At 45.9% G+C, this 26,394-nt stretch carries 23 protein-coding genes; 7 read left to right on the top strand and 16 right to left on the bottom strand.

Annotation, left to right across the window (positions count from 1 at the left end):
• Positions 1 to 385: 385 nt before the first annotated feature.
• Positions 386 to 1,012, top strand: coding sequence for a winged helix-turn-helix domain-containing protein (locus OH463_RS01890; protein WP_253650206.1), 627 nt, complete (start codon positions 386 to 388; stop codon positions 1,010 to 1,012).
• A complete protein-coding gene (locus OH463_RS01885) occupies positions 966 to 1,388 on the top strand; it encodes a hypothetical protein (protein ID WP_050923014.1) in 423 nt (140 codons plus the stop codon). Before OH463_RS01890 ends, OH463_RS01885 begins: the two co-directional genes overlap by 47 nt.
• Positions 1,389 to 1,450: 62 nt before the next feature.
• Here OH463_RS01885 and OH463_RS01880 read toward each other — a convergent pair whose 3' ends face one another.
• The 10 genes from OH463_RS01880 to OH463_RS01835 form a co-directional block, all read right to left on the bottom strand.
• A complete protein-coding gene (locus tag OH463_RS01880) occupies positions 1,451 to 2,347 on the bottom strand; it encodes an alpha/beta hydrolase (protein WP_154203061.1) in 897 nt (298 codons plus the stop codon).
• A 17-nt stretch (positions 2,348 to 2,364) separates the two neighbouring features.
• Entirely contained in the window at positions 2,365 to 4,284 is a 1,920-nt protein-coding gene (locus tag OH463_RS01875; RefSeq protein WP_269990375.1) for a TonB-dependent receptor domain-containing protein, read from the bottom strand.
• 145 nt (positions 4,285 to 4,429) lie between these two features.
• On the bottom strand, positions 4,430 to 5,368 hold the full coding sequence (locus OH463_RS01870; protein WP_020195661.1) for a LysR family transcriptional regulator: 939 nt from the start codon (positions 5,366 to 5,368) through the stop codon (positions 4,430 to 4,432).
• A 196-nt stretch (positions 5,369 to 5,564) separates the two neighbouring features.
• Positions 5,565 to 7,202: a methyl-accepting chemotaxis protein gene (locus tag OH463_RS01865; protein WP_017819109.1), complete on the bottom strand. Its 1,638-nt coding sequence runs from the start codon at positions 7,200 to 7,202 to the stop codon at positions 5,565 to 5,567.
• Positions 7,203 to 7,385: 183 nt separating this feature from the next.
• The gene (locus OH463_RS01860; protein ID WP_269990373.1) at positions 7,386 to 7,862 is read right to left on the bottom strand and encodes a hypothetical protein; all 477 of its coding nucleotides are present in this window, start codon (positions 7,860 to 7,862) and stop codon (positions 7,386 to 7,388) included.
• A gap of 163 nt (positions 7,863 to 8,025) precedes the next feature.
• The gene (locus OH463_RS01855; RefSeq protein ID WP_422455902.1) at positions 8,026 to 9,789 is read right to left on the bottom strand and encodes an ABC transporter permease subunit; all 1,764 of its coding nucleotides are present in this window, start codon (positions 9,787 to 9,789) and stop codon (positions 8,026 to 8,028) included.
• Positions 9,790 to 9,793: 4 nt separating this feature from the next.
• Complete coding sequence (locus OH463_RS01850) at positions 9,794 to 11,308, bottom strand: ABC transporter substrate-binding protein (protein WP_269990370.1); 1,515 nt, start codon at positions 11,306 to 11,308, stop codon at positions 9,794 to 9,796.
• The gene (locus tag OH463_RS01845; RefSeq protein ID WP_009698234.1) at positions 11,298 to 12,146 is read right to left on the bottom strand and encodes an ABC transporter ATP-binding protein; all 849 of its coding nucleotides are present in this window, start codon (positions 12,144 to 12,146) and stop codon (positions 11,298 to 11,300) included. Before OH463_RS01845 ends, OH463_RS01850 begins: the two co-directional genes overlap by 11 nt.
• A gap of 20 nt (positions 12,147 to 12,166) precedes the next feature.
• Positions 12,167 to 12,928 (bottom strand): ATP-binding cassette domain-containing protein, encoded by a 762-nt coding sequence (locus OH463_RS01840; protein WP_079401269.1) that lies wholly within the window; start codon positions 12,926 to 12,928, stop codon positions 12,167 to 12,169.
• 172 nt (positions 12,929 to 13,100) lie between these two features.
• Positions 13,101 to 14,405, bottom strand: a complete 1,305-nt coding sequence (locus OH463_RS01835) for an MATE family efflux transporter (RefSeq protein WP_269990367.1) — start codon at positions 14,403 to 14,405, stop codon at positions 13,101 to 13,103.
• Positions 14,406 to 14,813: 408 nt separating this feature from the next.
• Between OH463_RS01835 and OH463_RS01830 the strand changes: the two genes are divergently transcribed.
• Positions 14,814 to 15,377, top strand: a complete 564-nt coding sequence (locus OH463_RS01830; RefSeq protein ID WP_422455927.1) for a DUF1007 family protein — start codon at positions 14,814 to 14,816, stop codon at positions 15,375 to 15,377.
• Positions 15,377 to 16,246 (top strand): nickel/cobalt transporter, encoded by an 870-nt coding sequence (locus OH463_RS01825; RefSeq protein WP_269990365.1) that lies wholly within the window; start codon positions 15,377 to 15,379, stop codon positions 16,244 to 16,246. The genes OH463_RS01830 and OH463_RS01825 overlap by 1 nt, the downstream gene beginning before the upstream one ends.
• Positions 16,247 to 16,326: 80 nt before the next feature.
• Here the strand turns inward: OH463_RS01825 and OH463_RS01820 are convergent, their stop codons facing one another.
• Together OH463_RS01820 and OH463_RS01815 are read right to left on the bottom strand one after the other, a co-directional pair.
• On the bottom strand, positions 16,327 to 16,650 hold the full coding sequence (locus tag OH463_RS01820; RefSeq protein ID WP_009698239.1) for a cupin domain-containing protein: 324 nt from the start codon (positions 16,648 to 16,650) through the stop codon (positions 16,327 to 16,329).
• Between the two features lie 3 nt (positions 16,651 to 16,653).
• Entirely contained in the window at positions 16,654 to 17,460 is an 807-nt protein-coding gene (locus OH463_RS01815; RefSeq protein WP_269990363.1) for a class I SAM-dependent methyltransferase, read from the bottom strand.
• Between the two features lie 212 nt (positions 17,461 to 17,672).
• On the opposite strand from OH463_RS01815, the gene OH463_RS01810 reads away from it, so the two are divergent.
• From OH463_RS01810 to OH463_RS01800, 3 genes are all read left to right on the top strand, one after another.
• Positions 17,673 to 18,353 carry a Crp/Fnr family transcriptional regulator gene (locus tag OH463_RS01810; protein ID WP_009698241.1) on the top strand — a complete coding sequence of 227 codons (681 nt, stop codon included), beginning with the start codon at positions 17,673 to 17,675 and terminating at the stop codon, positions 18,351 to 18,353.
• 201 nt (positions 18,354 to 18,554) lie between these two features.
• The gene (locus OH463_RS01805; RefSeq protein WP_269990362.1) at positions 18,555 to 20,810 is read left to right on the top strand and encodes a TonB-dependent hemoglobin/transferrin/lactoferrin family receptor; all 2,256 of its coding nucleotides are present in this window, start codon (positions 18,555 to 18,557) and stop codon (positions 20,808 to 20,810) included.
• Between the two features lie 93 nt (positions 20,811 to 20,903).
• Positions 20,904 to 21,740 (top strand): heme/hemin ABC transporter substrate-binding protein, encoded by an 837-nt coding sequence (locus OH463_RS01800; RefSeq protein WP_049535749.1) that lies wholly within the window; start codon positions 20,904 to 20,906, stop codon positions 21,738 to 21,740.
• Between the two features lie 81 nt (positions 21,741 to 21,821).
• On the opposite strand, the gene OH463_RS01795 is transcribed toward OH463_RS01800, so the two are convergent.
• The 4 genes from OH463_RS01795 to OH463_RS01780 all read right to left on the bottom strand — a co-directional run bounded on the left by OH463_RS01795 (position 21,822) and on the right by OH463_RS01780 (position 26,325).
• Positions 21,822 to 22,157, bottom strand: a complete 336-nt coding sequence (locus tag OH463_RS01795) for a zinc ribbon domain-containing protein YjdM (RefSeq protein ID WP_005450215.1) — start codon at positions 22,155 to 22,157, stop codon at positions 21,822 to 21,824.
• Between the two features lie 153 nt (positions 22,158 to 22,310).
• Entirely contained in the window at positions 22,311 to 23,765 is a 1,455-nt protein-coding gene (locus OH463_RS01790; RefSeq protein WP_005450216.1) for a sucrose-6-phosphate hydrolase, read from the bottom strand.
• Positions 23,766 to 23,796: 31 nt separating this feature from the next.
• Positions 23,797 to 24,720: an aminoimidazole riboside kinase gene (locus OH463_RS01785; protein ID WP_005450217.1), complete on the bottom strand. Its 924-nt coding sequence runs from the start codon at positions 24,718 to 24,720 to the stop codon at positions 23,797 to 23,799.
• A gap of 165 nt (positions 24,721 to 24,885) precedes the next feature.
• Complete coding sequence (locus tag OH463_RS01780; protein ID WP_269990361.1) at positions 24,886 to 26,325, bottom strand: sucrose-specific PTS transporter subunit IIBC; 1,440 nt, start codon at positions 26,323 to 26,325, stop codon at positions 24,886 to 24,888.
• Positions 26,326 to 26,394: the final 69 nt, after the last annotated feature.

Below are 26,394 nucleotides of genomic sequence, written 5' to 3'. Positions count from 1 at the left end.
ATAGACAAAAATGTTTGTTCTAAAGCTGTTATTGATCTCTCAATTTGAGCGCTTTTCTATTGGAAAAATAAATTTTCTGTGAGCAATTGAAATTGGATTTTTCTTAAGAAAAACAGGAGAAAAGAGTAGACAAAACCAGAGAATTCGTGACAAAGAAAGTCAACAAAAAATCATATTGGAGAGAAATTAATATAAGCAGAGCATAAACTGAAATGATAACAAAATGGCATTGAATTTCATTTACAACTGATTAACATTGAATCATAAGCTGAACATTTACGCTTCGCTTTGTGTAATTATCTTTCAAATATAACCATTGATTTCCTTTTTTAAATCCCTATAATTCGCTCCCCCTACACACCCTAACATACGAAACACGTTGGTTATGAGTAACAATAACTCTTTAGTATTAGGGAATTACCTTTGGGACAGGACGACTCACTATTTACACCCATCTCCTTTGAATGGCAAAACAGAAGAACAAGAGACGGTTAAGCTAACTAATAAGCAAAAAGCGTTGTTAAATTGCCTTGTTGATGCGTATCCAAACACGATCAGCAATAAAGAGATTATTCAGCAGGTTTGGGGCTATGAGCATATCTCACAAGAGAGCTTGCCGCAGCTGATTAATCGCACCCGACGCACATTAGAAGATAACGAAAAGACCATTCTGGTTAATACCCCTGGGGTTGGCTACTCCCTCAGTTTTGAATTTGCTCCAGACGAGCCAGTTTCACAGCCAATGACCAAGCCAGAAGAGTGCGAACTCAAACCCGTCAGCAAGCAAAACACAAAACTATGGAATGCGCTTTTTATAGTAATGCTGTTAGTCACCCTCTTTAACCTTTGGGAAACCGGGAATGCTCTTTATTACAAGCACGACTTTGAGCAGGTACTAAAAGCCAAAGCTTACCCAGAAATAAAACGTTCCGATGACGGAAAAACAATAGTGACAATTAACAACCATGAATGCATTTATCACAAAGATCAGCTTTTACTTCAATGCCCGTAAATTCAAAGTATTGATAGCATTAGTTGTGTTCAACGGCATTCTCTTGTTCACTGCACATCAATCAAAAGTACAACTGTTTGGCAAAGTAGAAGCGATGCAATACAGGTGGACGACCTATACTCTACTCTATAAGGACTACCTTGAGAGCCGTCTTCATTACTCTGCTATTGATGCCGCGGAAACAAAGTTTCAGGCAATGGACTATAAGTACGAATATTCAAAGTCTAAGGGAAACGAGTACATCGTATTGGGCTATGAAGAGCCGGTGACCATACGCCACAATCGTGTTTTCTATCTGGATGATCAATGCAGTCTGGTTTTCTTTGGTAAGGCAAAACGAACCTTAAAAAATATGACATTCCGCTGCTTATACTGAGAAGATTGCAATCGCTGTTAGAGCATAAAAACCGAGCTGAATAATTTCAGCTCGGTTTTCTTTTATTTCGAAACAACAGGAAAGTGTTTGTTAAGAAACGCCATCACGTGCGGAACATACTTCTGGGAATCAAATATCGGCGCACTATGCCCCACTCCTTCTTCAATCCACAACTGGTTCTCAATGTTATTCTCATCCAATTTAGCTTTGAGTAGTTCGCTTTGTGACAAAGGAACACGCTTATCTATCGTTCCATGTAACTGGATAAACGGCGGCGTTTTGTCGTTAACATAGGTCGTTGATGATGCCTGCTTGGCGATTTCAGGAATGGCACTTGGCGTGTCACCTAAAAAGCGAGACACCGATGATTTCTTACTCGCACTCTTTCCCCCCTTACTGCCTAGCGCTAACAAATCAGTGGGACCAAAAAAACTCACAACCGCTTTCACCTGATATTTGGGCTTCACATAAAATGAGATGTCGCCGTGCGCATTCGTCGTTCCAATCAAGCCCGCTAAGTGTCCACCCGCAGAGCGCCCCATCATCACTACGTTATCTGCCGCAATATGGTATTGCTTCGCATGATCATGAAGGAAGTTAATAGCATCATTGATGTCTTGCACTGGCGCCGGAAATATAGCCTCGCCGCTCAAACGGTAATCGACTGAAGCAAGCGCATAACCTTTCTCGATGACTGATTGCAATAACAGTGGGTTCTTAGTAGGTATCGCATCCTTACTCCCGCGCTTCCAAGCACCACCATGAACCCAAACCAAAAGTGGATAAGGTTGCTCACTGTGCACTTTCGGTTTATAGAGATCGAGCTTAATCTCTCGACCTTTAACGGTTTTAAACACAATATCTTTGTCAACGACAGCACTTTCTAAGGTGTTTGCCTGTACATTTACCGTCAATATGCTGAGTGAAATTGCACTAAGCAAAGTCATGATTTTCTTCATTGATTTTAAGTCCACCATTAGAACGATGCTTCTGCAGCAACCCAGTATCGACGACCATCTTCAACATAGCCATATTCATCGTATGTTGTTTCCGCATCGAATAGGTTGTAGATACCTGCCATCAGCTTAAATTGGCGATTGATTTGCCAGTTACCACCAAAGTCAACATAAGTAATTGACGGAGCAGAGGCATTTCTTGAATCCACAGTAATTGGGTCGGATTCTTCGCTGCGATAAGACACACGAACCCACGAGTTAATATTGTCACGAATCGCCCAATCTGCGTTCAGCGCAACCAAATGCTCTGGAGCTTGTGTTAACGGCTGACCTTTATCTTCACCTGACTTTTTCTCACTATAGGTATAAGTGTAAGTGGCACCGACATTGATCGTTTCAGTCACGCCTTTGTTAATCGAGCCTTCCGCACCATACGTGATAGCATCTTCAATATTTACATACGTTGCATCGCATGCACGTCCAGTACAGCTTGGATCGAGGTTAATCGTGTCGATCTTGTCTTTAAAATCGTTGTAAAACACAGTCAAACTGGAGTTCAAATCATTCACTCCGGAGTAATACATGCCTAACTCAGTGTTGACGGAAGATTCAGGTTTCAAGTCTGCATTGCCATAAACTTCACATTTACCGTTACAGCTTTCTTGCACCCAATCTTCCTCCATTTCCGTCAAACTTGGTGCGCGATACCCCGTTGAAACACCACCTTTCATTGTCCATTCTGGATTAAGAGTCCAAACACCGTACACACGCGGACTAAAGTGTGAGTTAAACTGCTCGTTGTCGTCGTATCGTAAACCCAATGTGAGCGCAAAGTTGTCTGTCAGGTACCATTCATCTTCGGCAAATACCGACCATTGCGAGTTCTTAAAAACAAAATCACCGTTATCCAGTTCTTCACTTTCAAATGCAGCACCGATTGAAATGTAATGCATACCAAATGCCTTGGACCATTGAGTATTGGCGTTGATGTTTTGCACTTCTAAACCGCGCCCTATATTTTCAACCGTTTCAGTGCTGATGTATGAAGAACCAGTTACAGATTCATAGTTAGCATCATGTGCAATACCAACCGATTGACGGTTATTGTTGGTCGCAGAGCTCCTAGTCCTCGACTTTCCTTCCGTGTTCACTCGCTCTTGATCGTGATGAGTGTAATCAAGGGTGAATGTATCTTCTTCCGTTGGAGTGAAATACACAGATGCACGGTAGTTCTCAAGCGTTTTACCGCCGTTTGCATAAAGTATTTCGTCTTCAATACGCTCTTGAGACATCCCTGAAATCGCAGTGCTCACCAAGCCATCAATCAAAGGACCTGCGAGGTACATTTCTCCTTGATAGAAATTGCCTGACTTACTGTTTTCTTGTAGCGTTGCTTCCGCGCGCAGACTACCTGTCCACTCTGGAAAATCTTTGCGTGTAATAATGTTGATCACACCACCGATGGCATCTGAGCCATACAAAGTCGACATTGGACCACGCACTACCTCAATACGCTCAATCGCATTTAGCGGTGGTAACCAATCCTGCTCAAAGCCTCCCCCGCTACTAACCTGCGTTTCACGACCAGATTGCTTACGTCCGTCAACGAGAATTGCGGTGTAATCTGAAGGCATGCCACGCAAGGAGATCTCTTGGCGAGAACCGCCACCAGTGATAACAACACCCGGTATGTCTTTCAGGGCATCGGTTAGATCTTTATAAGAACGGTTTTCGATTTGCGCGCGGTCAATCACACTAATCGACGCAGGAGCTTCCAACGTAGATTGCTCATACCCAGAAGCCGTCACCACCATGGTTTCCATGATGGTGTGGTCTTCAGTTATTTGAGAATCAGCAAAAGAAACAAGAGGGAGTGCCGCTGAAATACCTGCGGTAACGTTTACCGCAGTGCGACAATTAAAAGGGATATTCTTGAGCATGTTTGATAACTAATTTTATTTACAACTGATAATTGTTATCAATTAAACTCTCATTACCCTATGCTTTCAATCAATACAGTATGCACGACATCGAATCTTACTATGCAGGATCTGCAACGTTGATTCACAATACTCAACCAAGCATTTATGCATGCATTTCGTTATCTTCGAACAACTCGTTGAATAACTCACGGATCCAAATACACATTGGGTCATCATGAAAACGCTTATGCCAATACAAATACACTTGTGAGAAATCCAAACGTAGTGGTTCTGGCACTTCGCGTGTGATTAGGCGTTCATCCTGACAAGCCGCTTCGGCGAATGGCGTCGGTAAATGAAAGATAATGTCCGTCTCCGCCGCAATACTCGGCGCTGATGTGAAGTTAGTAAGTTGTACTGGCGCCGACAAACGCTGCTTTTTATCTGCTAAGCCTAACTCAATGAACTTGTGCTCAAATGACAACGTTTTCTCTCCTTGTAGAGAGATTTGACCAAAATGGTAATCACGCAACTTCTCTGCCGTTAAGGCTTCATTGGCAAGTGGATGGTTTCTACTCATTAATAAACGAAAGTCTCGTTTAGCCACGACCTTGCGATAAATATTTTGTTCCGATGTCGGCGGCTCGTGGGAAGAAAGCGAGAAATGCACATCGCCAGACACCAGTTCCTCAAAATGGCGTTTCGGTGTTGTGTCGATACTGACCACAAGATTTGGTGCTCGCTCACGAATGGCAGCAACAAGCTTGGGCATCATAGTGTTGATCTGCGGCTGCAAACCATAGAATCGAACGGTGCCTTCCACCTTCTCTGGTTCGAATGAATTCTTATGCGATAACTTTTCAAGACTAATAATCAACGCAGATATATCTAACTTGATCGCTTCTGCCTTTGGGGTAAGTTCATAGCCAAAGCTCGTACGTACCAATAACTCATCATCAAAAAACACTCGCATCTTTTGCAGTGCTCGACTTACTGAAGACTGACTCGTATTGAGCAGCAAAGCAGTATTCGATACGTGCTTTTCTTCGAGAAGGTATTTAAGAATGTAGAGAGACGTTACGTCAATTTGAGGAATTTGCATAAGCGAAATCTGGCAGCGAAAAGTGAAATTGTAGAGCCAGATTATATGATCGATGTTGTCATGAGTAACAACTTTTCACCAGTTTCAATGATGAATAGAGACTTCCCGCCCCCCGAATAATGGTGCGGGTTCAAACACCTATAGACAAAAAAGCCCCAAACTAAAGGGGCTTTGAGTTACCTAATCTTCCACTTGATTAAACGCGGAACTGACTGACTTGCTTGTCTAACTGTTGCGTCTGTTCTGACAGCATAGACAGTGACTGTTGCGCTTGGCTCACCACATCAACAATCGACGTGCTGCTGTCTGCGATACCTTGAACGTTGCTGTTCACTTCATCACTCACTGAGCTTTGTTGACCTGCTGCTGTCGCAATGTGCGTGTTCATCTCGTTCATACGTGCGATCGCGTTAAGGATTTCAGCCAAAGATTCTGTCGCCAAACCTGCCGATTGAATGGTGTCTTCGCTGCTGGTTTTACTGCCCTGCATCACTTCCACCGCCTGAGCAGCGCCTGCTTGCAGCTTCTCAATCATCGATTGAATCTCGCCCGTGCTCTTTTGCGTGCGGCTCGCTAGGGAACGAACTTCATCTGCCACGACAGCAAAACCACGACCTTGCTCACCAGCACGCGCCGCTTCAATCGCCGCGTTCAATGCCAACAAGTTGGTCTGTTCTGCAATGCCACGGATAACGTCCAATACCGAAGCAATGTTGCTTACGTCATTATCTAGTGTATTGATAACTTGGCTTGCACTTTCAATCTCACCCGCAAGATCACGAATCGCTGCGACTGTTTGCTCCAAAATCACATTGGTATTCGACAGCTCTTCGTTCGCTGTTTGGCTTGCCAAAGCGGCTTCTGTAGCGCTGTCGCTCACGTTGCGACTGGTCACTTGCATTTCATGAACTGCTGCGGCAACAGCTTCGCTATCACGTTGTTGGTGAACTGTTGAATCTGCAATGGTTGAGGTCAACGAATTCAGGTTGTTCATTTCCTGACGCAATGTGTTTGCGCTTTCGACGACTTGTGACACTGTCGCTTGAATTTTAGTCACGAACTGGTTGAAGCCACCGGCAAGTTGACCAATTTCATCTTGTGAGTTGATGCTAATACGTTGGCTCAAATCCCCTTCTCCAGACGCAATTTGCACCATTGCTTCTTTGATGTCGTTGATTGGCTTCACAACAGTTTTTAGCAGTAATACCACCATACCAAGCGCAGCAATAATCACGATTGCGATGCCTGCTTCAAGAATAAGTTCTGCACGGAGCGCCGCTGCTGCGATATCCGTTTTTAGCGTCTTTTGTTTTGCTTCAATCGCATCTTTCACCACATTTAGTTGTTCACGTACCGCACCAAATTGGTGTTCAAATTCCGCTTTGTTTGACTCGTAATAACTTACCCACTGCGATTGTGGCTTGCTGATCATGGTTTCATAGCTTTGCAGCCATTTCTCACCTGTTGATACTAGCTTCTGCACCTCGCTACCATGACTGCGAGGCATTACCCCAGCATCGGACAGTGACATGACTTTTTTCATACGTGGCAGAGCTTTGTATGCGTTGTCTTTGTATTCAAATAGATGGTGGTCAATTTCCGCTTGAGACTGCGCCAGAGCTAAACCTTGAATCGCTGACGTCGCTTGATAAAGGTCGCGATACGCATCTTCAATGGTAAAAAGGCTTGGGGTAACCTGCTCGTTAAGCGTGTCGCTAAGCTCGGTTTGTTTCCACATCGTGAGAACATTCAATACTGAGCTTAAAGTCAGTAATACAATCATCAAAGATAGAGGGAGAACTATCTTTTGCTTGATAGAGAGGTTGCTGAACATGAATAGATACCTTTTGTTATATTGTTCAAATCGCGCCCAATTATAACAAAGAGAAAGCACAAGTAATTTCATATACAGTGCAACGTATTATAATAATTTTTATCTTTACGACTAATATTTTAGATTCAACAAATAATTGAATCTATTGGCTTATCTATAAGGGACCAAGGTCACAAAGACACATCAAGAACTTCTGTCAATACAAGTTGTTTCCCCTTGTTTTGGTTGGAAGATCTCTATCATGGGTTCAATTTGAACATTGCCCCACACGACAAAGCCAAAGCACAATAAGGGGAGCAAGAGATGAATAAGGGATTTGAACGTACCGAGCTTGCCGCGTTGAATCGCTGTGGGTCTGAATACTTTGACGCCTTTTGGTGGGAACTGACCTTCGATCAAACCACGTACGCCAAGTGGCAACATCAATACCGCAGAAAGTAAAAACACGGACAGTGGCATCCAAAAGAACAGTATGTGAACCAGAAGTTCTAATCCCTGCATACCGAACATTTGATAACATTCCGGCGCTTCGGCGACTGCTTGCAGCAGAGGCTCTCCCTTAAGCTTAAACAGCACACCAGCTAGAACGCAAAATACGCCAGCGATAGCGACTCTGATGATCTTTTCTTTTTTGCTGTACTGCGGCGCGTATTCTTTCATGCCCTTGCCTATCAAGATAAAACCGAGAAAGTCAGCTTAATAATGACACGCCAGAGCGCAAATGTATGGGTGACTTTTGGGACGCACAATGGCGAATAATGAAACAGAAAGAAAACAGCCTCAATATCGCTATTGAGGCTGTTGGAAAGTTCATGAGTCCGGTTTAATCGTCGAACAACAAGTTGATTGCAATTGCCATCAAAACTAAGCCTGAGATTGGCAGCAAGACACCCAGTGGTGAGCGCTCGATATAAGGCAGATTCTCTGCAATCAATAAGCCCCACTCAGGTTCTGGCGGCTTAACGCCAAGTCCGATAAAACTCAGAGAAGTCAGGCTGAGCGTAATGTATGGCAAACGTAGAAACGCGTGACGAATCAATGGCGGCAGTACGTAAGGCAACAAGTAGTAACGGAGTACTCGCCACTGACTGGTTCCCCAAATGGGCGCAAGATGTGTGTAAGGCTGCGCTTTGGCTTCCATCAACAAACTTGCACAGTGCGCTGCTAATGGTGCCCACGACACCATAACAATCGCAATCAAGGCGCTGTTTGGGTTCATCCCCGTTAGACCAGCGATCAGCAGACCCGCCACAATGTATGGCACACCTTTGGTGATCTCAATTAAGCCTTGGCTATAACGAGTCACGAAGCCGAGTAGCAAACCAATCACCAAACTTAGGAACGTCGCGATGATGCCCATTTTGATTGTCGACATCATACCGCCGCCAACGCGAGCAAGCAGATCTCGTCCAACCGCATCGGCACCAAACGGTGCAGCAAAGCTTGGCGATTCAAGGCGGGTAAATTGGATGGTGTAAGGATCGCGCATTAACGCCCATCCCGCACAACCAATCAGCAAGACAAAGATTGTCGCACTGACGATACGTTTGGTGGTGCTTTGGGTAAAACGGAACGTGCTGTGGCTGCTGATCAGCTTGCCACTTGTGACACTGTGCCCGAGTAGCCAGCGTTGCAATAAGATGCTCGCACTACTGATCAACATCGAGAACACCAGCAACACCAACAAGCCACCTTGCAGCATCGGCAGATCTTGTGACTTCGCTGCGCCTAAGATTAGTCGTCCGATACCCGGAATGGAGAACACCTGTTCCACAGCAACCGCTCCGCCGGTTAAGCCAATCACCGTCATTGCGATTTGAGGAATCAAGTTACTAACGGCACGCCACAAGGCAAAGCGTAAGATTTGAAACTTACTGACGTTCGCCGATAGCCAAGTGATCACCCAAGGCTCATCTAGTACACGCTTGAGACTGTCATTGAGCAAGCGCCCGAACAAGCCAGCAGCAGGCAATGCCATTGCCAAACTGGGTAGCCAGAGGTTTTGCACGCCTTGCCAACCATAGGGTGGGAACCAACCCAACCAGATGGAAAACACCATGATCAGCAATGAAGCAATCACATATTCCGGCAGTGAGACCAACACCGAACTGAGCGTGTCATGATGCCCCAGACCTTGAGTGACTAAACGATTCTGTTGCCAACGACGCACAGTGTAAAGCACGCTCGCCATGCACATTACAAATGCCATGCCTAACGCTGTAAGCATCAGTAATAGTGACGTTTTTGCGGTTTGTTGAACGCTCTCCATCACGGATGCTCCACTCACCCAAGAGACACCTAAGTCACCTTGCATGGCAAGCGTCAACCAATCCCACAGTCGCTCAGCAGCGCTGCGGTCAAGTTGAAGATCTTCTCGAATTGCTTGCAGAGCTTCTGCCGTCAGCAATTGTTGAGCACCCGCACGGGCACGGAGGATTGATTGGCTTGGGTCGATACCGGCAATATCCGGCATCAAACCCACCAGCACAACCACTATCCCGAGAGACTGGAAGCGCGACAAAAACCGCGTAAACCATTCAGGCATACAAGCGCTCCAACGAGAGCGCATGTTGGCAACAGACGACATCGAGTTAGTTTACCTCAGTAAACTGGTCGATCAGGCGACGCTCGCGTGGGTCACGTTGTGCATTCTTCACGCGGTCACTCTCACCTTGGATTACTCGCTCGTGCAGCAGTGGAATCACAGCGTATTGCTCAAGGATCTTGCTTTCTGCTTCGATGATCGCTTGTTGGCGTTTCTCACCCAAAGGCTGACGATCAGCGTGTTTCAATGCTGCGTCCACTTCTTCAGAGCAGAACTGACCTAGGTTGTAAGAACCTTTACAGCTAAAGTCACTTTGCATGTACGCCACTGGATCACCAGAATCCAGCACTGTTGCACGTGACAACAAGAACGCATCGAACTTACCTGCTAGTGCATCGTTTTCGATTTGTGCGTATTCACGAACGTCTAGTTCAACCACAAAACCAGCCGCTTCAAGTTGTTGCTTTAGCAGCACCGCCACTTCTGGCAACTCTGCACGGTCGGTAAACGTACCAATGGTGATCTTCTCACCATTCGCGTGGCGCATTTCCATAGTTTCCATACGAGGGTTCGCATCACGAAGTGGTTGAGCCCATGCCAATGCAGGACCTAACAAACCTTTCGCTGAGTCGGCGTGGTTCTCGTAAACCGTTTTGATGATTTGCTCACGGTTAACCGCTTGAGCCGCTGCTTTACGCAAACCGAACTGGCTAAACACATCTGATTTATTGTTTAGGTAAAGCGTGTTGGTACGTGGCATGGCGACTTCGTGCAGCTGTGAAGATTCCATCATCGCGATTTGCGAAACAGGAACGGCTTCAACTACATCCGCCTCACCGGTACGTAGTGCAGCAGCACGAGCAAAACCGTTTGGTACGTATTCAGCAAAGATACTGTCTACTTTTGCTTTTTCGCCCCAATAACCGTCAAAACGCTTCAGTTTCGCGCTGGTTGTGCCGTTGATTTCTGTCAGAACGAATGGACCCGTACCCGCATTGATTGGCACAACACGACCGTTTTCTTGGTATGCAGCACCAGAAAGGATCGCTAACTGTGGGCTAGATAGACGGCTTGGCAACAATGGATCGTTAAAGGTCGTTTTGATTTCAACAATGAAGTCGTCCAATGCGCGAACTTGCCATTCGATACCATCCAAAATGCGTGGCTTTGGTGCAGCATCTAATGCTTTTTGTAGAGAGTTCACAACCGCGTTGGCATCAAGGTCAGAACCATCGTGGAATTTCACGCCCTTACGTACCGTAAATTGCCACGTCATCGGGTCAACTTGTTCCCACTCTGTTGCCAGCATAGGCTCTGCTACCGACTGATCGTTTAGGTTCACCAGCGTTTCTGCCGTGCTCCAACGTGACAGTTTGAACGCGTCATCTGAAAGTGGTGACAAACCTGTGCGTGGTGGTTGCATCATGGCAACGCGAATTTCCGTTGCTTGCGGTGCAGCTGCTTTTTCCGCTTCTGGCTTGCTTTCGCCAGAGTCAAAACAACCCGTCAGCAGTGCGCTTAAAGCCAGCGACAAAGCTAACTTGGGAGTACTAAGGTGCATAAGAAACCTCTCCAATGGTTTTTGTGAATTCATTACTTTTGTGTTGAGCGCTCATCAAGGCTCTCGTGATCAAGTGCGATGGGTTATTTGTCACGTTCTGTGCTGTGCCGTGCTCGACAACGCGTCCTTTGTCTAACACTAGGATTTCATCGCATAGGGTTTGTGCCGCATCGAGGTCATGTGTCACCAAAATCAGGCGCATCTGACGACTCTTTTGAATGCCTGCCAACAAGTCGAGAATCTGTTTACGACTGACGGGGTCTAAGCTACTGGTTGGCTCATCGGCAACCAACACGCAAGGCTCAACAATCAAAGCTCTGGCGATAGCCACACGTTGCGCTTGCCCAACTGATAATTGCTGCGGGTTGCGATCCAGCAATGTGAGATCCAAACCGACATCCGCCAAAACCTTTTCCACCTTCTCGTTGAGCTCTTGCGTCAAACCAATGTTGCTTAGCGGCTCCAGTAAGATCTGGCGAACGGTGTAGTACGGATTCAAGCTAGACTGCGGCTCTTGCGGAATCAGTTGAATGTGCTGACACAACTCTTGTCGCTGCTTAGCCGAGCTACGCGATAGCGGATAGCCACACACATACACTTCACCAGATGTGGGTTTACGAAGACCAAACAGAAGTTCAATCAAGGTCGATTTACCCGCACCAGAAGGACCAACAATCGCAATATTCTTTGTGTCGATGGCAAGATCCAATTGTTCGAGCGCTTTAAACGGTTTGCCTCCTAACCAACTTGGTTTGGAGTAATAGTGAACACTGGCTTGCTCAAAGCGAACTTCCGCCGATTTAGGCTGCGTGTGCCCGCTCAAGTTGTGCTTAGTCAAAATAGGCTCCAGAGATGAGGTTAAGGCAGCAGTTGCGCAAGTTGTTGGCAGAAAGGATGCGAACTTTGCTGAATGGCTTGCCATGGTGCGCCATAAGCCACCATGGTGTTATCCGCAATCACCAAGACTTTGTCACACGCCAAAGCCGCAGACAGATCGTGCGTGATCAACAAACCACTGATGTTGCGTTGCTGAACACTACTGCGAAACAACTCAAGGATCTCCGCTTCGGTGATTGGATCGAGCGCACTGGTGGGCTCATCAGCGATGATCAAGTTAGCACTACCAAGCAACGCAATCGCAATACAAATACGCTGACGTTGACCACCAGATAGCTGGCTTGGATGCTGCGCTAATGCTGCTTTTGGATCCGCAAATCCGAGTTGAGACAACAAGGTCGTCACCGTTTCTCGGTTTGCTGAAGACAAGCGCGTTTTGTTGCCCGTCAATGCCAAACACAGTTGTTGTTCGACAGACGCCAATGGATTCAGTGCTTTAAGTGCATCTTGGAAAATGACCGCAGGACGCTGAGATTGACTACGTTGCAACATGGCAGTTTGTGCGACTTCACTGCTGTTAAGCTGGATACTTCCGTCTACCCAAATATCTGACGGCAAAAAACCTGCGACGGCTTTCGACAACATGGATTTACCAATGCCGGAAGGTCCCATAATGGCAAGAACTTCACCTTGAAACAGCTCAAAAGAAATGTCTTTGAAAAGTGTGCGTTCTGAGTCTGTAAGGCTGAGATTATTAACGGAGAGTATTGGTTGAGAAATCACGACATCAAACTAAATGTAACAATATAACATAACGATAGTATCACGCAGGTCTGAGCAAGAAAACAACTCAGAGGGGTTATTTCATCACCTTTTTCACGCTTTTATCAGCAAGGGCAGATGGCTCCGCCCTTGTGGTAGCGCATCTAAATAACCGAGTTTGTAAAACCGTGAATTACTGACACTTTTGTTTTACTTGATCGAGGTATGGAAACAAGAAGACAAAGCGTCCAACGTAGAACAAAGTGAATGCCAGCCACAAACCGTGATTGCCCCAATATTGCACCGCAATAAATTGAGTCACTAAGAACAACACCATGGTTAGGAAGGTAGAGTTACGAACTGGTCGCGTCGTCCCTGTGCCAGTAAAGATGCCGTAAAACGTAAGACCAAAACCAGCAACCAACGGGAATGCCAATAACCAAAGGCTCATGTCTAGGTACAGCGCAACAAGGTTTGGCAAAGTGGTAAATAACGTCACCACTTGGTGTTTGAACAGCACCAACAACAAGGTCAATACAACAACAAACGCCGCGGTCCATTGCGTGTTTAGCTTAATCACGTTATCAAGCAATGTCGGATTCTTCTGCCCTACGGCTTTACCTGCAAAGACGCTCGACGCATTCGCCACACCATCGAACATATAGCTGACGATGAAGGTCACTTGCATCAAGATTGCGTTCGCCGCAAGCACATCAGAACCAAGCTGAGAGCCTACACGCGCCATCATGTTGAAGAACACCAATAGACACACAGTACGAAGCAGCAGATCCATATTGGAAGACGCGATAACTTTAAGATCTTTACGCGTCATTTTTGCGGTTTGAATGTAATCAAACAGCGGGAAACGACAGGTTTTCAACACCAGCACCGCACCAATAACAAACGTCGAGATTTGCGCGATAAGTGTCGCCACCGCAACACCAGCAATGCCCATATCGAAGTACAACACAAATACGATATCCAGCACGATGTTCAGCACGTTACCAAACACTTGCGTGAACAAGGTTTCTTTGGCTTTCGCCTGCCCCATCAACCAACCAATCACGGTGTAGTTCAGCAGTACAAATGGCGCACCAAAGATCATGATGTCGAAGTAAATCTTCGCGTTTTCTGCCACGACGGCATCAGGGGAGATAATCAGTTCTGCTCCCATCCAAATCACGGACTGCAACGCAATGAAAATCAAGCCAAGGCAGAGCGAAAGCACGAAAGGACGGAATAAGCTGCTCGCTTGATCTTCTGGGCTATTTTTACCTAATGCGATTGCACTTTGCCCGGTAGTACTGACGCGGAAAAAGCCAAACAGCCAATACAAGGTATTCATGATGACGGTGCCGATCGCAACACCACCAATCATCTCAGCCACACCGAGTTTACCTATCACCGCGGTGTCTACCGCCCCCAATAATGGTTGGGTAACCGTAGAAACAATGAAAGGAAATGCGATTTTAAAATAGTCTTTATGAGTCAGATTCATGATTTGAAAAAGTTGGTTAGAAAAGTGCAGAACGCGTGAAGAGTCGGTTTAAGTCATCTTGCCACCGAACTGCATTCTATTTGTTTAATGGGCTCAAGTTAACCACAAAATGGGAAAAAGAATGAGAACGAAAATCAATAAAATAGTTAACCCATCAGCTTTATTGCCACCCTATGCATCTCAACAGGTAAACGGATAAATCGTCGATAAATAACCACACTAACAGTAATGAACAATGTTCAAATGCTACTAATGTTATGTTATAACAATCGGAAATTTCGCATCATTTTAATCATAGGTAATCGGATGTCCATTTTTGGATCGTTTTCTCTTTCTAGATTACGCCTAACTCTTACTGCTTTCTCACTGCTGTTTTCTTGTTTTGTCCACGCCCACCCTCATTCTTGGGTGACGATGGAAACCCAAATCAATATCAAAGAAGATAAGATTCAATCGCTCTCAATGAACTGGGAGTTTGACGCCATGACCACGGCTTACATGCTCGCGGGAGAGAAACTCACCGACGAAAATCGAGATGAGGTACTTTCGACCCTCTCTAGTCAGGTGATTTACAACCTGTTATCAAGCCATTACTTCACCTACTTTTATGCCGACGATGAACCGATTCGCTACAAGATGGTGGAAGAAGGGTCTATCGAGATGAATGGTGCAAAAGCAACATTGAAGTTCAATCTTGAACTCGCTAAGCCCACCAGTATCTACACGCCTGATCTACGTCTGCTTATCTTTGATCCAAGCTACTTCGTAGATATGAGTTGGGAACATAAGCATGCCATCACCATCAATAAGCCTTACGCTGATCGCTGTCATATCGACGTGGTTGAACCAAACCCAACACCTGAGCAAGTGACTTACGCGATGTCACTCTCTGTTGATGCAGACCCAGATAACGAACTCGGTCAGCTATTTACCCAAAAAGCCCTCTTCACCTGTGATCCGGAGGAGAAGTAATGGGCAACTCGTTAGTCTTCAAACGCGGTCTGTTCGCAGTGTTCGGCTTAGTGCTATTGACCATAACTCTGCATATTTGGAATCACTTCCCTGCTTATTGGATGCAGTTGATTCGGCTTCAACGTGACACGGTAAACTCGCTCAGTGAATATCTGATGCTCATCAGTCAAGGGCAACTGTTGTACGGTTGGTACTTGTTGGGTTTTAGCTTTCTGTATGGTTTGCTGCATTCGGTTGCCCCTGGACACGGTAAAACGGCAGTGACGTCAATGAGCCTTATTCATGGCTATCGTCGTCGACAAGCACTTGTTTTGGTCGCGATTATTGCCGCCTTACAAGCAGCGAGCGCGTGCATTCTTTTCGTGATTACCGCCAAGATTGCAGAGCAGTTTGCTTTCAGCCTTTCCGATAATGTTCGTCTGCTGACGCAAGGTTGTGCCGTGTTTATTATTCTGCTTGCAGTCAAAGAGTTTGCGTCAGTGGTTAAACGCCGCATCAAGCAGCCCCCCTCTCAAGAAGATGATGATTCCGCAGACTCTAACGGCAATATTTCATGGAAAGCACTACTGCTTATCGGCTTCCGCCCTTGTACTGGCGCGGTGCTGGTTCTGTTTCTCTCTAACATGCTAGGCAGCTTAATGTGGGGCATGGTCGCGACATTCGTGATGGCTGTAGGAACGGCAATGACCAACTCGATATTGGTGTTCAACGCTTTAACGATTCAACGCCAAATGAAAAACCACAGCGTCAAACCTAATGCCAACTTGAGCGATACGCTGAACCTTGTTTTGGCAGTTACTATGGTGGCATCGGGCTTTGTTCTCTATAACTTTGCCAGCGTGGCAGGATTACAGAACTTCGTCAGATAAGTACCGACAGCAAAAAACGCAAAAGCCCCAACACTTGGTTGGGGCTAAATTTACATTGGTTTGTATTTCAATACTGCGTGTTACTTAGGCTCGCGCAACAGGTACAGCATCAGCTTCAATGGCGTTTTCGCGATAATGCTGTGAGGCAAATGCGCGTCCATTAGCAACCAAGCGCCAGCTTTTAGTTCCTTCGCCTCTTCTTCTAACGTGAACGTACATTCTCCTTCGAGTATTTGTGCAATCGCTGGTACTGCTGCAGTATGTTCACTCATTTCTTCACCTTCGGCGAACCCGAAGATAACACCTCGCAAACGCTCACTTTTGTACACAGGGCAACTCGTGATACCTGCTTTGGGGATATCCACTTCGCTGGCGAGATCTTCATATAAAGTGTATTCAAACATGATTTAGCTTTCCTTCTTTCTTGCGACAAGCGTTATCGCAGATAGGTTCTTTTCGCGTTTGCGGAAAATCTTACGCATGCCTAACACACGCTTTCTCGCTTGCGGTTTAGTCAGTACGTTTTTCACGATTTTTAAGAACCCACTCAAGCCTTCATCGGCGATAACACGTTTTGGTTCGAGTAAATGCATTGGAGCAACGGCTTCAAATTCAACGACAAAACCATTCTCTTCCATCAGAGATTTCCACTCTGCGGGTGTGATCGGTTTGGCGGGGTGTTGAATGGTCTCGGAAACTTCTCTTTGAATTGCGCGCTTTTTGCCTTCATCGATAGTATCTGGCGTAATGCACAGCTCGTGGATACCGTAACGACCATGAGTTGCGAGGATTCGAGCAGCCTCAGCAATAATTTCGTTTTTACGCGCATCGGATTGCATCGTCAGCATGGCTTCGCCATAAACCACAGAAGCGCATTCTGGCTCTAACCCTGTCTCTTGTGCATTCCCAACATGACAACGTTGGTTTGAACTCTGTAAGTAAGAGCGAACAATCTCGGCTGCCTGCTCATTTTGTTCTATAGCGGTGTAGCTTGCAGGGGATTTTTCCAAGCACAAGCGTGCCGTGTAACCCATACCAGGCGCGAATTCTACAACACGGTCATCACGGGTAATTGCCAACCCTTGCAGCATTTTTTGTGTTAGCTCTTTGCCACCAGGACGCAGCACTTTCTTACCCAGTTGAGCGAGTACCCAGTGTCCCGGTGTTTTTGTCACTTCTCGCCCTTCATTGGGCATCGCTAATCGTTTAGACATAATGACTCCTAAGCAAAGATGGCGACGGGAACAAAAAGAACAACCAGACCGCACAAGGCAACCCATCGAAATACGTGGCTAATACCGTCCATAACTGTTCTCCTTTCTCAGGTTGGATAAGTTGGCACATTAATCAATAATGATTATTATTTGTATCTTATCCCCCAAGTCCGAATTTGCTGCTTGATAATTATCAAGCTAAGGAAAACAGCGTGCCCGGCTCTATTGTTTCGCTCCTGAACGAAGAAGAAAAAACGCAACTCTTCTCAAAACGCTCGCCTTTGCATTGCGATGCAGGGCATCAACTGTTTGAACGTGGGGAGCCTGCGGAAAATATGTATTTGGTAGAGAAAGGAAAAGTCTCGCTGTTTCGTTTGATGCCAAACGGCGACGAAAAGCTGTTTAGAGTGTTCATGGCGGGAGAAATGATTGCGGAAATGGCGATGTTTATGTCTCCAAGAACCTATCCGATGAGTGCCCGTGTCGATCAGGACACGGAGTTATCAGTGTTCTACTACCAAGATGTGTTAACGGTGTTTACTCAGTCTCCGCAGACTTCATTAAAAGTCATGAACTACATGACCAATCGCATCCACCAGCTGATGGATACCGTGAACATTTTGACGCAAGTAAACGCGAACCAAAGACTGGTGATGAAATTGGCTGACTTCTATCGTGCTCAATCGAGAAGCGAAGGGAAAATCACATTACCCGTGACAAAAAAGCTGCTCGCAACGCAGCTAGGAATGACCCCAGAGACGCTTTCTAGGACGTTCAAAAAACTGAAAAACGATGGGTTTATTACTGAGTGCGAAAGTCATATCACGCTGCTAGACATTCCCGCCATGTGCGAAGCGGTGGAGTTAGCACCAGAAATATTCCAGCGAGATTGAGAGGCAGCCATCAGCGGTGTTTGCCGACTTGAACATTCCACCACCACCCAAAAGATGCAAATGAGATGCATTATTAATTGATAAAGATCAAATCTGGGTGAGCAAATCTTGTTCATCATACTGCGATAATAATGATAACCATTCCCACTTGAAGCGCTAAGAGCTTTTATTTTTAGTGCGATTTTTCTAAGGAAATGCAGTATGTCTCTTTTAAAGCCAAGGGTGGCACCTTTTACATTATTGCTGCCAACGCTTATTGCCCCTCTCACTTATGCATCTAGTGATGCCGAACAACAAAAGCCCACCGCAAACACACAAAAAATGGAAACCGTTGTCGTCGTTGCGTCTCGTATGGAACAGTCTATTTCTGACGTCGCAGGTAGTGTGGCGGTTGTCAGCTCAGAAGATATTGAAAAGCAGATGGCAAACAATATCGAAGAAAGCCTGCGTTACATACCGGGCGTCAGCATGAATGGCAACTCACGTTTTGGGGCGTCAGATTTCAATGTCCGAGGAATGGACGGAAGCCGGGTTAAAGTTCTAGTCGATGGCGTAGAACAACCCGTCGCTTACGGTTCAGGAGTCAGCGGAACTGTGATGAATGTTCTTGGCAAAGGTCAAGGGCAAGTCGAAGTTGATACGCTCACCGCCATTGAAGTTAACAAAGGTTCGTCTTCAAGTTTGTACGGCAGTGGTGCACTCGGCGGCAGCGTTTTGATGAGAACAAAATCCGCGGATGATCTCCTCCAAGGCGAAGAAGGTCATGCGAGTGTCGACGCAGGGTATCAATCTCGCGACGGCAGTTACAAAGCAACCGTAAACGCGGCTCGCCAGTTTAATGAAGACCTTAAAGGGATGATTATCTTTACTCACCGCGATGGTGACGAACTGGAAACGCATGGCGATGGGGCTGATATCACTGGCGAAGGTCGCGGTAAAGCCGATCCGATGAACTACACATCAAACAACATTTTGTCTAAGTTAGAACTTCAAGCCAGTGAAAAGCATCATTTCGTGTTTACTGGGCAGTACTTCGAACAAGACTCGGATGGGAAAAGTCGTTCTCTAGAAGGCAGCTCTAGTGGCTTCAATAAATATTCTAACTATCATTTCGAGGACACTCAGCGCAGAGGCCGCGTTGGCATTGAGCACACTTGGAATGCTCAATACTCCGCTTTTGATCGCCTAACTTGGCAAGCAAACTGGCAGATTTCGGAAGCGAAAAACACCACAAAAGACACACTGACAAGCGCTTTCCCACCTTTTACCAGCACCGATCGAACCAGACAACGTAACGCGAAGGATACATCGCTCCAGCTGGATGTACAGCTCGATAAATCGTTCGTGCTAGGAAACACAAATCACGACTTTATTTACGGAGCAACCTTAATCGACAGCGAGTTCAAGCTCGAAACTCGTGACACGGATAATAAAGGGAAAGACACCAGTGGCGTTGTTGAAATGCCACCAAAAACTGACGTACGCAAAGCTGGGCTTTTCGCGCAAGATCAGATGTATCTTATGAATGACCGCTTGATTGTAACCACTGGTCTTCGCTACGACATGTTCCAATACCGACCAACCAAAGATCATCGCAATATCAACGGCAACCTAGGTGAATACAAAGATCTCGATACAGATGCAATCACAGGACAATTAGGGGGCGTGTTCCACTTTACCGATACCACCAGCGCCTTCGCTAAATACGCGCGTGGTTTTAAAGCACCAACACCAGAAGAGCTTTACTACAGCTTTGAGCGTAATCCCGTCCCTGGAATGCATGTTGTAGTGCTTGCAAACCCTGATTTGAAGCCCGAATCCAGTGATTCTATTGAACTGGGTGTTCGCCAGAACTATCAAGCGTTGAACTGGGAATTAGCAGCGTACTACAACGATTACAGTGGCTTCATTAACTCAACATCTTGGACTGAAGTGCACCAAGGTACTCGATACATGTACAGCAAAAACGAGAACATCGACAACGCGAAAATCTACGGTGTGGAATTCTCAAGTGCCCTGCAGCTCGGAGCATTAATACCTGTACCAAATGGCACTTACTTACGTGTCAGTGGTGCATGGTCTGAAGGTGAGGATAAAGACTCAGGAAAAGCCATAGACAGTGTCGCACCACTGAGCGGGGTATTGGGTCTTGGCTTCGACCAAGCCAATGCACTGTACGGCTGGGAAACCACCTTAACGGTCGTTGCTAGCAAAGATGGCAGCGATTGGAGCAATAAAGATAACTTGTCAGCACCAGGCTACGGCATCGTTGATGTTACCGCCTATGCGCAACCAATCAAGAACCTAACCATTCGAGGTGGTGTATTTAACGTATTTGATAAGAAATACTGGAGCTACAGCCGTGTGAAAGGGTTAACACCAACGTCCGTTGCAAATTCAGACTCGTTAACTTCGCCAGGTATCAACTTCGGCGTGAACGCGAAATACGTTTTCTAAAGCACATTTATATTATTTAGCCCCTTCTTCTACGGAGGGGCTTTGATTTATCAAACATACCCGTATTTGTTCATGGTATGTAAGGTGAAATACATGAAAAAACTCTTATGTTTGGCACTCGCTTCTTTGGTCACGATGCCCTTGCATGCTGAAGATCGCATGATCAGCGCAGGCTTTGGGGTAACAGAAATCATTTATGCATTAGGCGCGCAAGACAAGCTAGTCGGTGCAGATTTTACCAGTAGACATTTGATTGAAGGCAATGAAGACATCGCACAGTTAGGCTTACATGTTCGTCTCTCTGCTGAAGGAGTAATGGCACTGCGCCCTACCCACTTGATCGGCACTGATGAAATGGGACCACAAACTGCCATCAAACAAATTGCGAAAAGTGGTGTCGAAGTGGTAACAATCCCTTCAGGGCAACATGTCCCTCAGCTGTTGTCTAGAATAGACACTCTGGCAGCAGTCATGGGGCATCCTACTGAAGCCAAGCAGCTAAAACAAAGCGTGACATCAGAAATTGAGAAACTAGAACACAAACAATGCCAAACCAAGCCAAAAGCTATTTTCTTTATGCTTGACCGCTCTGGAGCAACACGCGTCGGTGGCGCTGATACGGCAATCGACACCATCATTACTCTCGCAGGGGCGATTAATCCTGCACAAGCACACTTTAAAGGCTATCGCTCAACCAGTATGGAAGCGATGTTAGAGATGCAACCCGACTACATTTTAGTGAGTCAAAGAGCGTGGGATATGTATCAGAGTGCGGATAAGATTCTGGACAAGTTGCCGGTTCTAAAATTAACGCCAGCCGGCATCAACAAAAATATCCTTGTCGTACCGAGTGGCGCCTTATTGGGTGGATTTGGGCTAGCAAGTATCGAGGTAGCAAAAGAGCTCAATCAAACGTTTTGCCCTCAATAATCAAGCGTTGCTTAAAAACAAAAAAACAGCTCCTAATGAGCTGTTTTTATTGCTTCTGAAGGCGATATCTAAGTGCAGGTATTACGCCTTCTTCACAAACTGCGCCGTCACCATCATCTCGCCAGCACCATCGACTTTACAATCTAGTTGATGATCTTTGCCGTCTTTAATACGACGAATCACAGCTTTGGTGCCGATCTTCAGCACCAATGAGCTGCCTTTTACTTTTAGATCTTTGGCTAACGTGACCTTATCACCTTCCTGCAGCAAAGTGCCGTTGGCATCTTTCACGTTTACGGCGTCTTCTTCTGCTGCCTGAGTCGGGTTCCACTCGTGTGCGCATTCAGGGCAAACTAAGTGGTCTTGATCTGGATAAACGTATTCCGAGTTACAATTTGGGCAAGGAGGTAAAGACATAAATAATCACGAGCTAATGAATTTGCCAATATGGTAATGGTAATTGCTCACCTTATCGAGCCTATTTGCAAACTATCGTATATATCGAAAAACAAAGCTGATTGAAAACAGCGTCATCTCTTACCCTAGGACAACGCCGTTTGATGCGCCGAACTACATAGACGATTCAAACAAGCCTGTAATACCTTTCAAAGGGAAAAGCCTTGCTTGATCCAACCCTCTCAACGTTACCGTATTGAGGTCGTCAATAAAGAAACGACTGGTCATCGTGTGTTTGCCACCATTAATGAAAATCTCGATGACAGAATGGTCGATATACATCTCAATCGTCTGCTTAGCGTCCAATCTTGGTGCTTTTCGAATGCCACCAAATTCTTCTGCGTACAAGTGTGACATGTGATGACGGTCCAGCACAAACTCGTGCTCTGTCGCACTAAAGACGATGTTGTCACCTTTGAGGTTGCTCAGCTCAAGTTCAAAGCCATCGCCCACAAGGTCTAATTGGATCAAACAACTGGTACTTTCCAGTGTATGGGATTGTGCAAAGACCACCTCTTCTTTTCTTAAACTTTTCAGCTCAGGGAGCGGAGTTTGAACAAGAAAACCATCTTTCAACGTTAGTTCTCTAGGAAGAGACAGCATTCCTGCCCACTGGTGTGTGACCGATGGCGTGTCGATTTCTGGCAACCCTATCCATGCAATAAGAATGCGACGCCCATTCTCATCTAAATAGGTTTGTGGGGCGTAGAAATCAAACCCATAATCTGGCTGCAAAATATCTTGGTGGTTTTCTAAAGTCATCGACTCTAGGTTCAACTGATCACCCACGATATACGCGACAGAATAGATGTTTTTAAAATCATAAGGATTACTACTGCTCACGCCCTGTGGAGAAAACAGCATCACCGATTGACCATTAATCTCAAAGAAATCAGGACACTCCCACATGTACCCAAGGTCAGAAAACTTGGTCTTGATAGAACCTTTATGCTGCCACGTTTTCAAATCTTTGCTTTGATAGAGCGCCATTGAACCATGTTCAGTTTTGGTTTGAGCACCCACCACCATCAAATAGTCGTCGCCTTTCTTCCAAACTTTTGGATCACGAAAGTGCTCCGTGTAATGTTCGTTCTCAATGACCACACCGTGCTTTTCAATGTTGCCGTCTGAATCCATGGTGGCAAAACACTGTGTTGGGATTCGATTCCAGTTTTGGTCACGCTTGTTGCCAGTAAAAAACAGCAAAGCCTTGTTGTTTTCCACCAAAGCGCCGCCCGAATAGACACCATGTGAATCGTAGTCTTGGTCAGGATGAAGACCCACGCCATGATCAGTAAAATGGATGAAGTCTTTAGTAGAAAGGTGATACCAATACTTCATTCCATGAACTGGTCCCACAGGCGTCCACTGGTAAAAGATGTGGTGCTCACCATTGAAATAGCACAACCCATTTGGGTCATTTAACAGCCCAAATCTAGGGGCGATATGAAAACTAGGAAAGCCTTTATCTTGCTGACGTAAAAGTGTCATTTCTTCGATATCACACTGAGGGATTTGTTCAAGTCGGCGATATCTTTGCTCTACAGTCCAACGGTTGTCTAAGCTCATAATTTTTCTCAACTGAAATTGGATCTGAAGATCATTGCCCAATAAATTGCAGCAATTCTGTCTGGGTTGGAAGCGCGGTCATTGCGCCTTTTTGCGTCGTCGCTAATGCACCACAGCCATTTGCCCATTGAGTCGCAGAGCTAACAACAGGATGATTTTTCCAATCGTCATGTTGAGACAGACATGCCAGTAGCCCTCCGACAAAAGCATCACCCGCACCTGTGGTATCAATCGGACTAACGACTTGACCTGTGATCAGCTCACTCTGACTTTCAAAGACGCGCCAAACGCCTTTCGCACCTTGTGTCACCAAGACCAAAGCAATATTCAAAGCGGCTATTTGTTGTAAACCTTGTGCCATCGATGTTGAGTCAGTTAAGAACAAGAGCTCCTCTTCAGAGAACTTGACCACATCAGCCATCGCTACAGCCTTCATCACGACAGCTTGGATTTCTGATTGATCTTGCCACACTTCATCACGCAAGTTAGGGTCAAAGCTAATGAAACCACCAGCGGCTTTTGCTCTTTTAATCGCCTCAAATGTGCTGCTTCGACTTGGCTCATTTGCCAGTGAAATCGAGCAAACATGTAACCAGTCACCTTGCTTAAAGTTTGGGATGTCTTCAACAGACATAAACTGATCAGCGCTCGGTTTTACCATAAACGTAAAGCTGCGCTCACCTTGATCGTCTAAATCCACCACCACTGTTGATGTTCTTTGCTCAGGATCTTTAACGAGAAACTCCGTGCACACGCCCTCGTGATCCAGAGTTGATTTCATAAAGCGACCAAATGGGTCATCACCCACACGTCCAAAAAACGCACTCTTACCAGATAGACGAGCAATTGCTACGGCGACATTCGCTGGTGCACCACCGGGACATTTGAGTAAAGAAGTCTCAGATTCCGGTATTAGATCGACAACAGCATCACCAGTTACCCACACTTGATTCATCTTGCTTACCTTAAAATTAAAACCCTGATAGTCCAACGTGTTGAACACCTTCACTACCAAGTAAAAATTGAAAAAGGCTAGCCAAGCCATTAGTGCTTGGCTAGCACCCCAAACATTTAGGAAAAGAAGTGGATTTTGGGGGACTCCACCCTTAAGGAGTTCAGATTAAGCCGCTGCTTTTTTACCGACTTTAGCGCGGTCACGCATACCAAGAACAATGGTGAGAACAAATGCGGTCAAGAACGCGATCACCATACCCGCGATGTAGTAACCAATCTTATCCGGCGTGATGGAAATGATGCCTGGAAGACCAGCTGCCCCTAATGCCTGAGCTTTCACATTAAACATTGTGATGAACGCACTTGATAACGCCGCAGCGCAAACTGCCGCAATAAATGGGTAACGTAGTTTTAAGTTAACACCAAACATGGCTGGTTCTGTAATACCCAGCAAACCCGTGACACCCGATGGAATCGCAATACCTTTCATCTTCTTATCTTTACTCATTACGCCCACCGCCAACGCTGCAGCACCTTGAGAAACGTTAGACATTGCCGCAATAGGAAAGATAAAGGTGCCGCCCGTCGTCGCAATATCCGCAAGAAGTTGCGTTTCAATCGCAATGAAGCTGTGATGCATACCGGTAATAACAAACGGAGCATAGATAAGACCAAATACCGCACCACCAACAAAGCCAGCTGTGTTGTATAGCCAGTTCAGACCATCACCCAATAGGAAACCGATATCACGCGTGAATGGACCAACGACAGTAAACGTCAATAAACCCGTGATGAAAATCGCAAGTAGCGGCGTTAAAAGGTTATCTAAAACAGAAGGAATAACCTTGCGCAGACCCAACTCAACCTTCGCAAGAATGAATGCCGATACCAAAACCGGTAACACCGAACCTTGGTAGCCCACTTTTTGAATTTCAAAGCCAAGAATATTCCAAACCGGAATGTTGCCAGATACCGCAGCCCCCCCGAAGCCCCACCCGTTAAGTAATTCTGGGTGGACCATCAACATACCTAACGCCGCCCCTAAATAAGGGTTACCGCCAAACTTCTTACTGGCTGAAAATGCCAGCAGAATAGGCAGGTAAACAAACGGAGCGTTCGCAAACGTGTTGATCATGTTCGCCAAGTCTGTCAGTCCTGGGTTGGCATCAATCAAAGATTTGCCATCAATAAACAAGCCTTGAGCAGTCAAAAGGTTATAGATACCCATCAACAAACCGCCAGCGACGATTGCGGGAATGATTGGGACGAAAATATCAGACAGCCCTTTCACCGCACGCTGAACGATGTTTTGTTTATCTGCGCCAGCAGACGCAACGTCGTTGGTGGACATTTCACTCATCCCCGTCAACTTCGCCATTTCTGCATAAACTTGGTTTACGATGCCTGATCCAAAAATGATTTGGTACTGACCCGCAACTTTGAACTGCCCTTTTACCCCTTCAAGGCTATCAATCGCTTGTTCATCTATTTTTTGCTCATCTGCAACGGCAAGGCGTAAGCGTGTCGCACAATGCGCAAGTGCGGTGATGTTGCTTTTACCACCTAATAGAGTTAACAACTCTTTTGCTACTGCCGGATAATTCATTTCATACCCCATTGGATTATTATCTGAGCTTGCGAAATTTTCGGGAACGTTTGCAAAACAGATTTTTGC

Origin of the sequence: Vibrio sp. NFR (genome assembly GCF_027587095.1) — a bacterium.
Lineage (GTDB): Bacteria > Pseudomonadota > Gammaproteobacteria > Enterobacterales > Vibrionaceae > Vibrio > Vibrio harveyi.
Note: the sequence above shows the minus strand (reverse complement) of the source record. Positions and strands in the feature narration are given on the sequence as shown.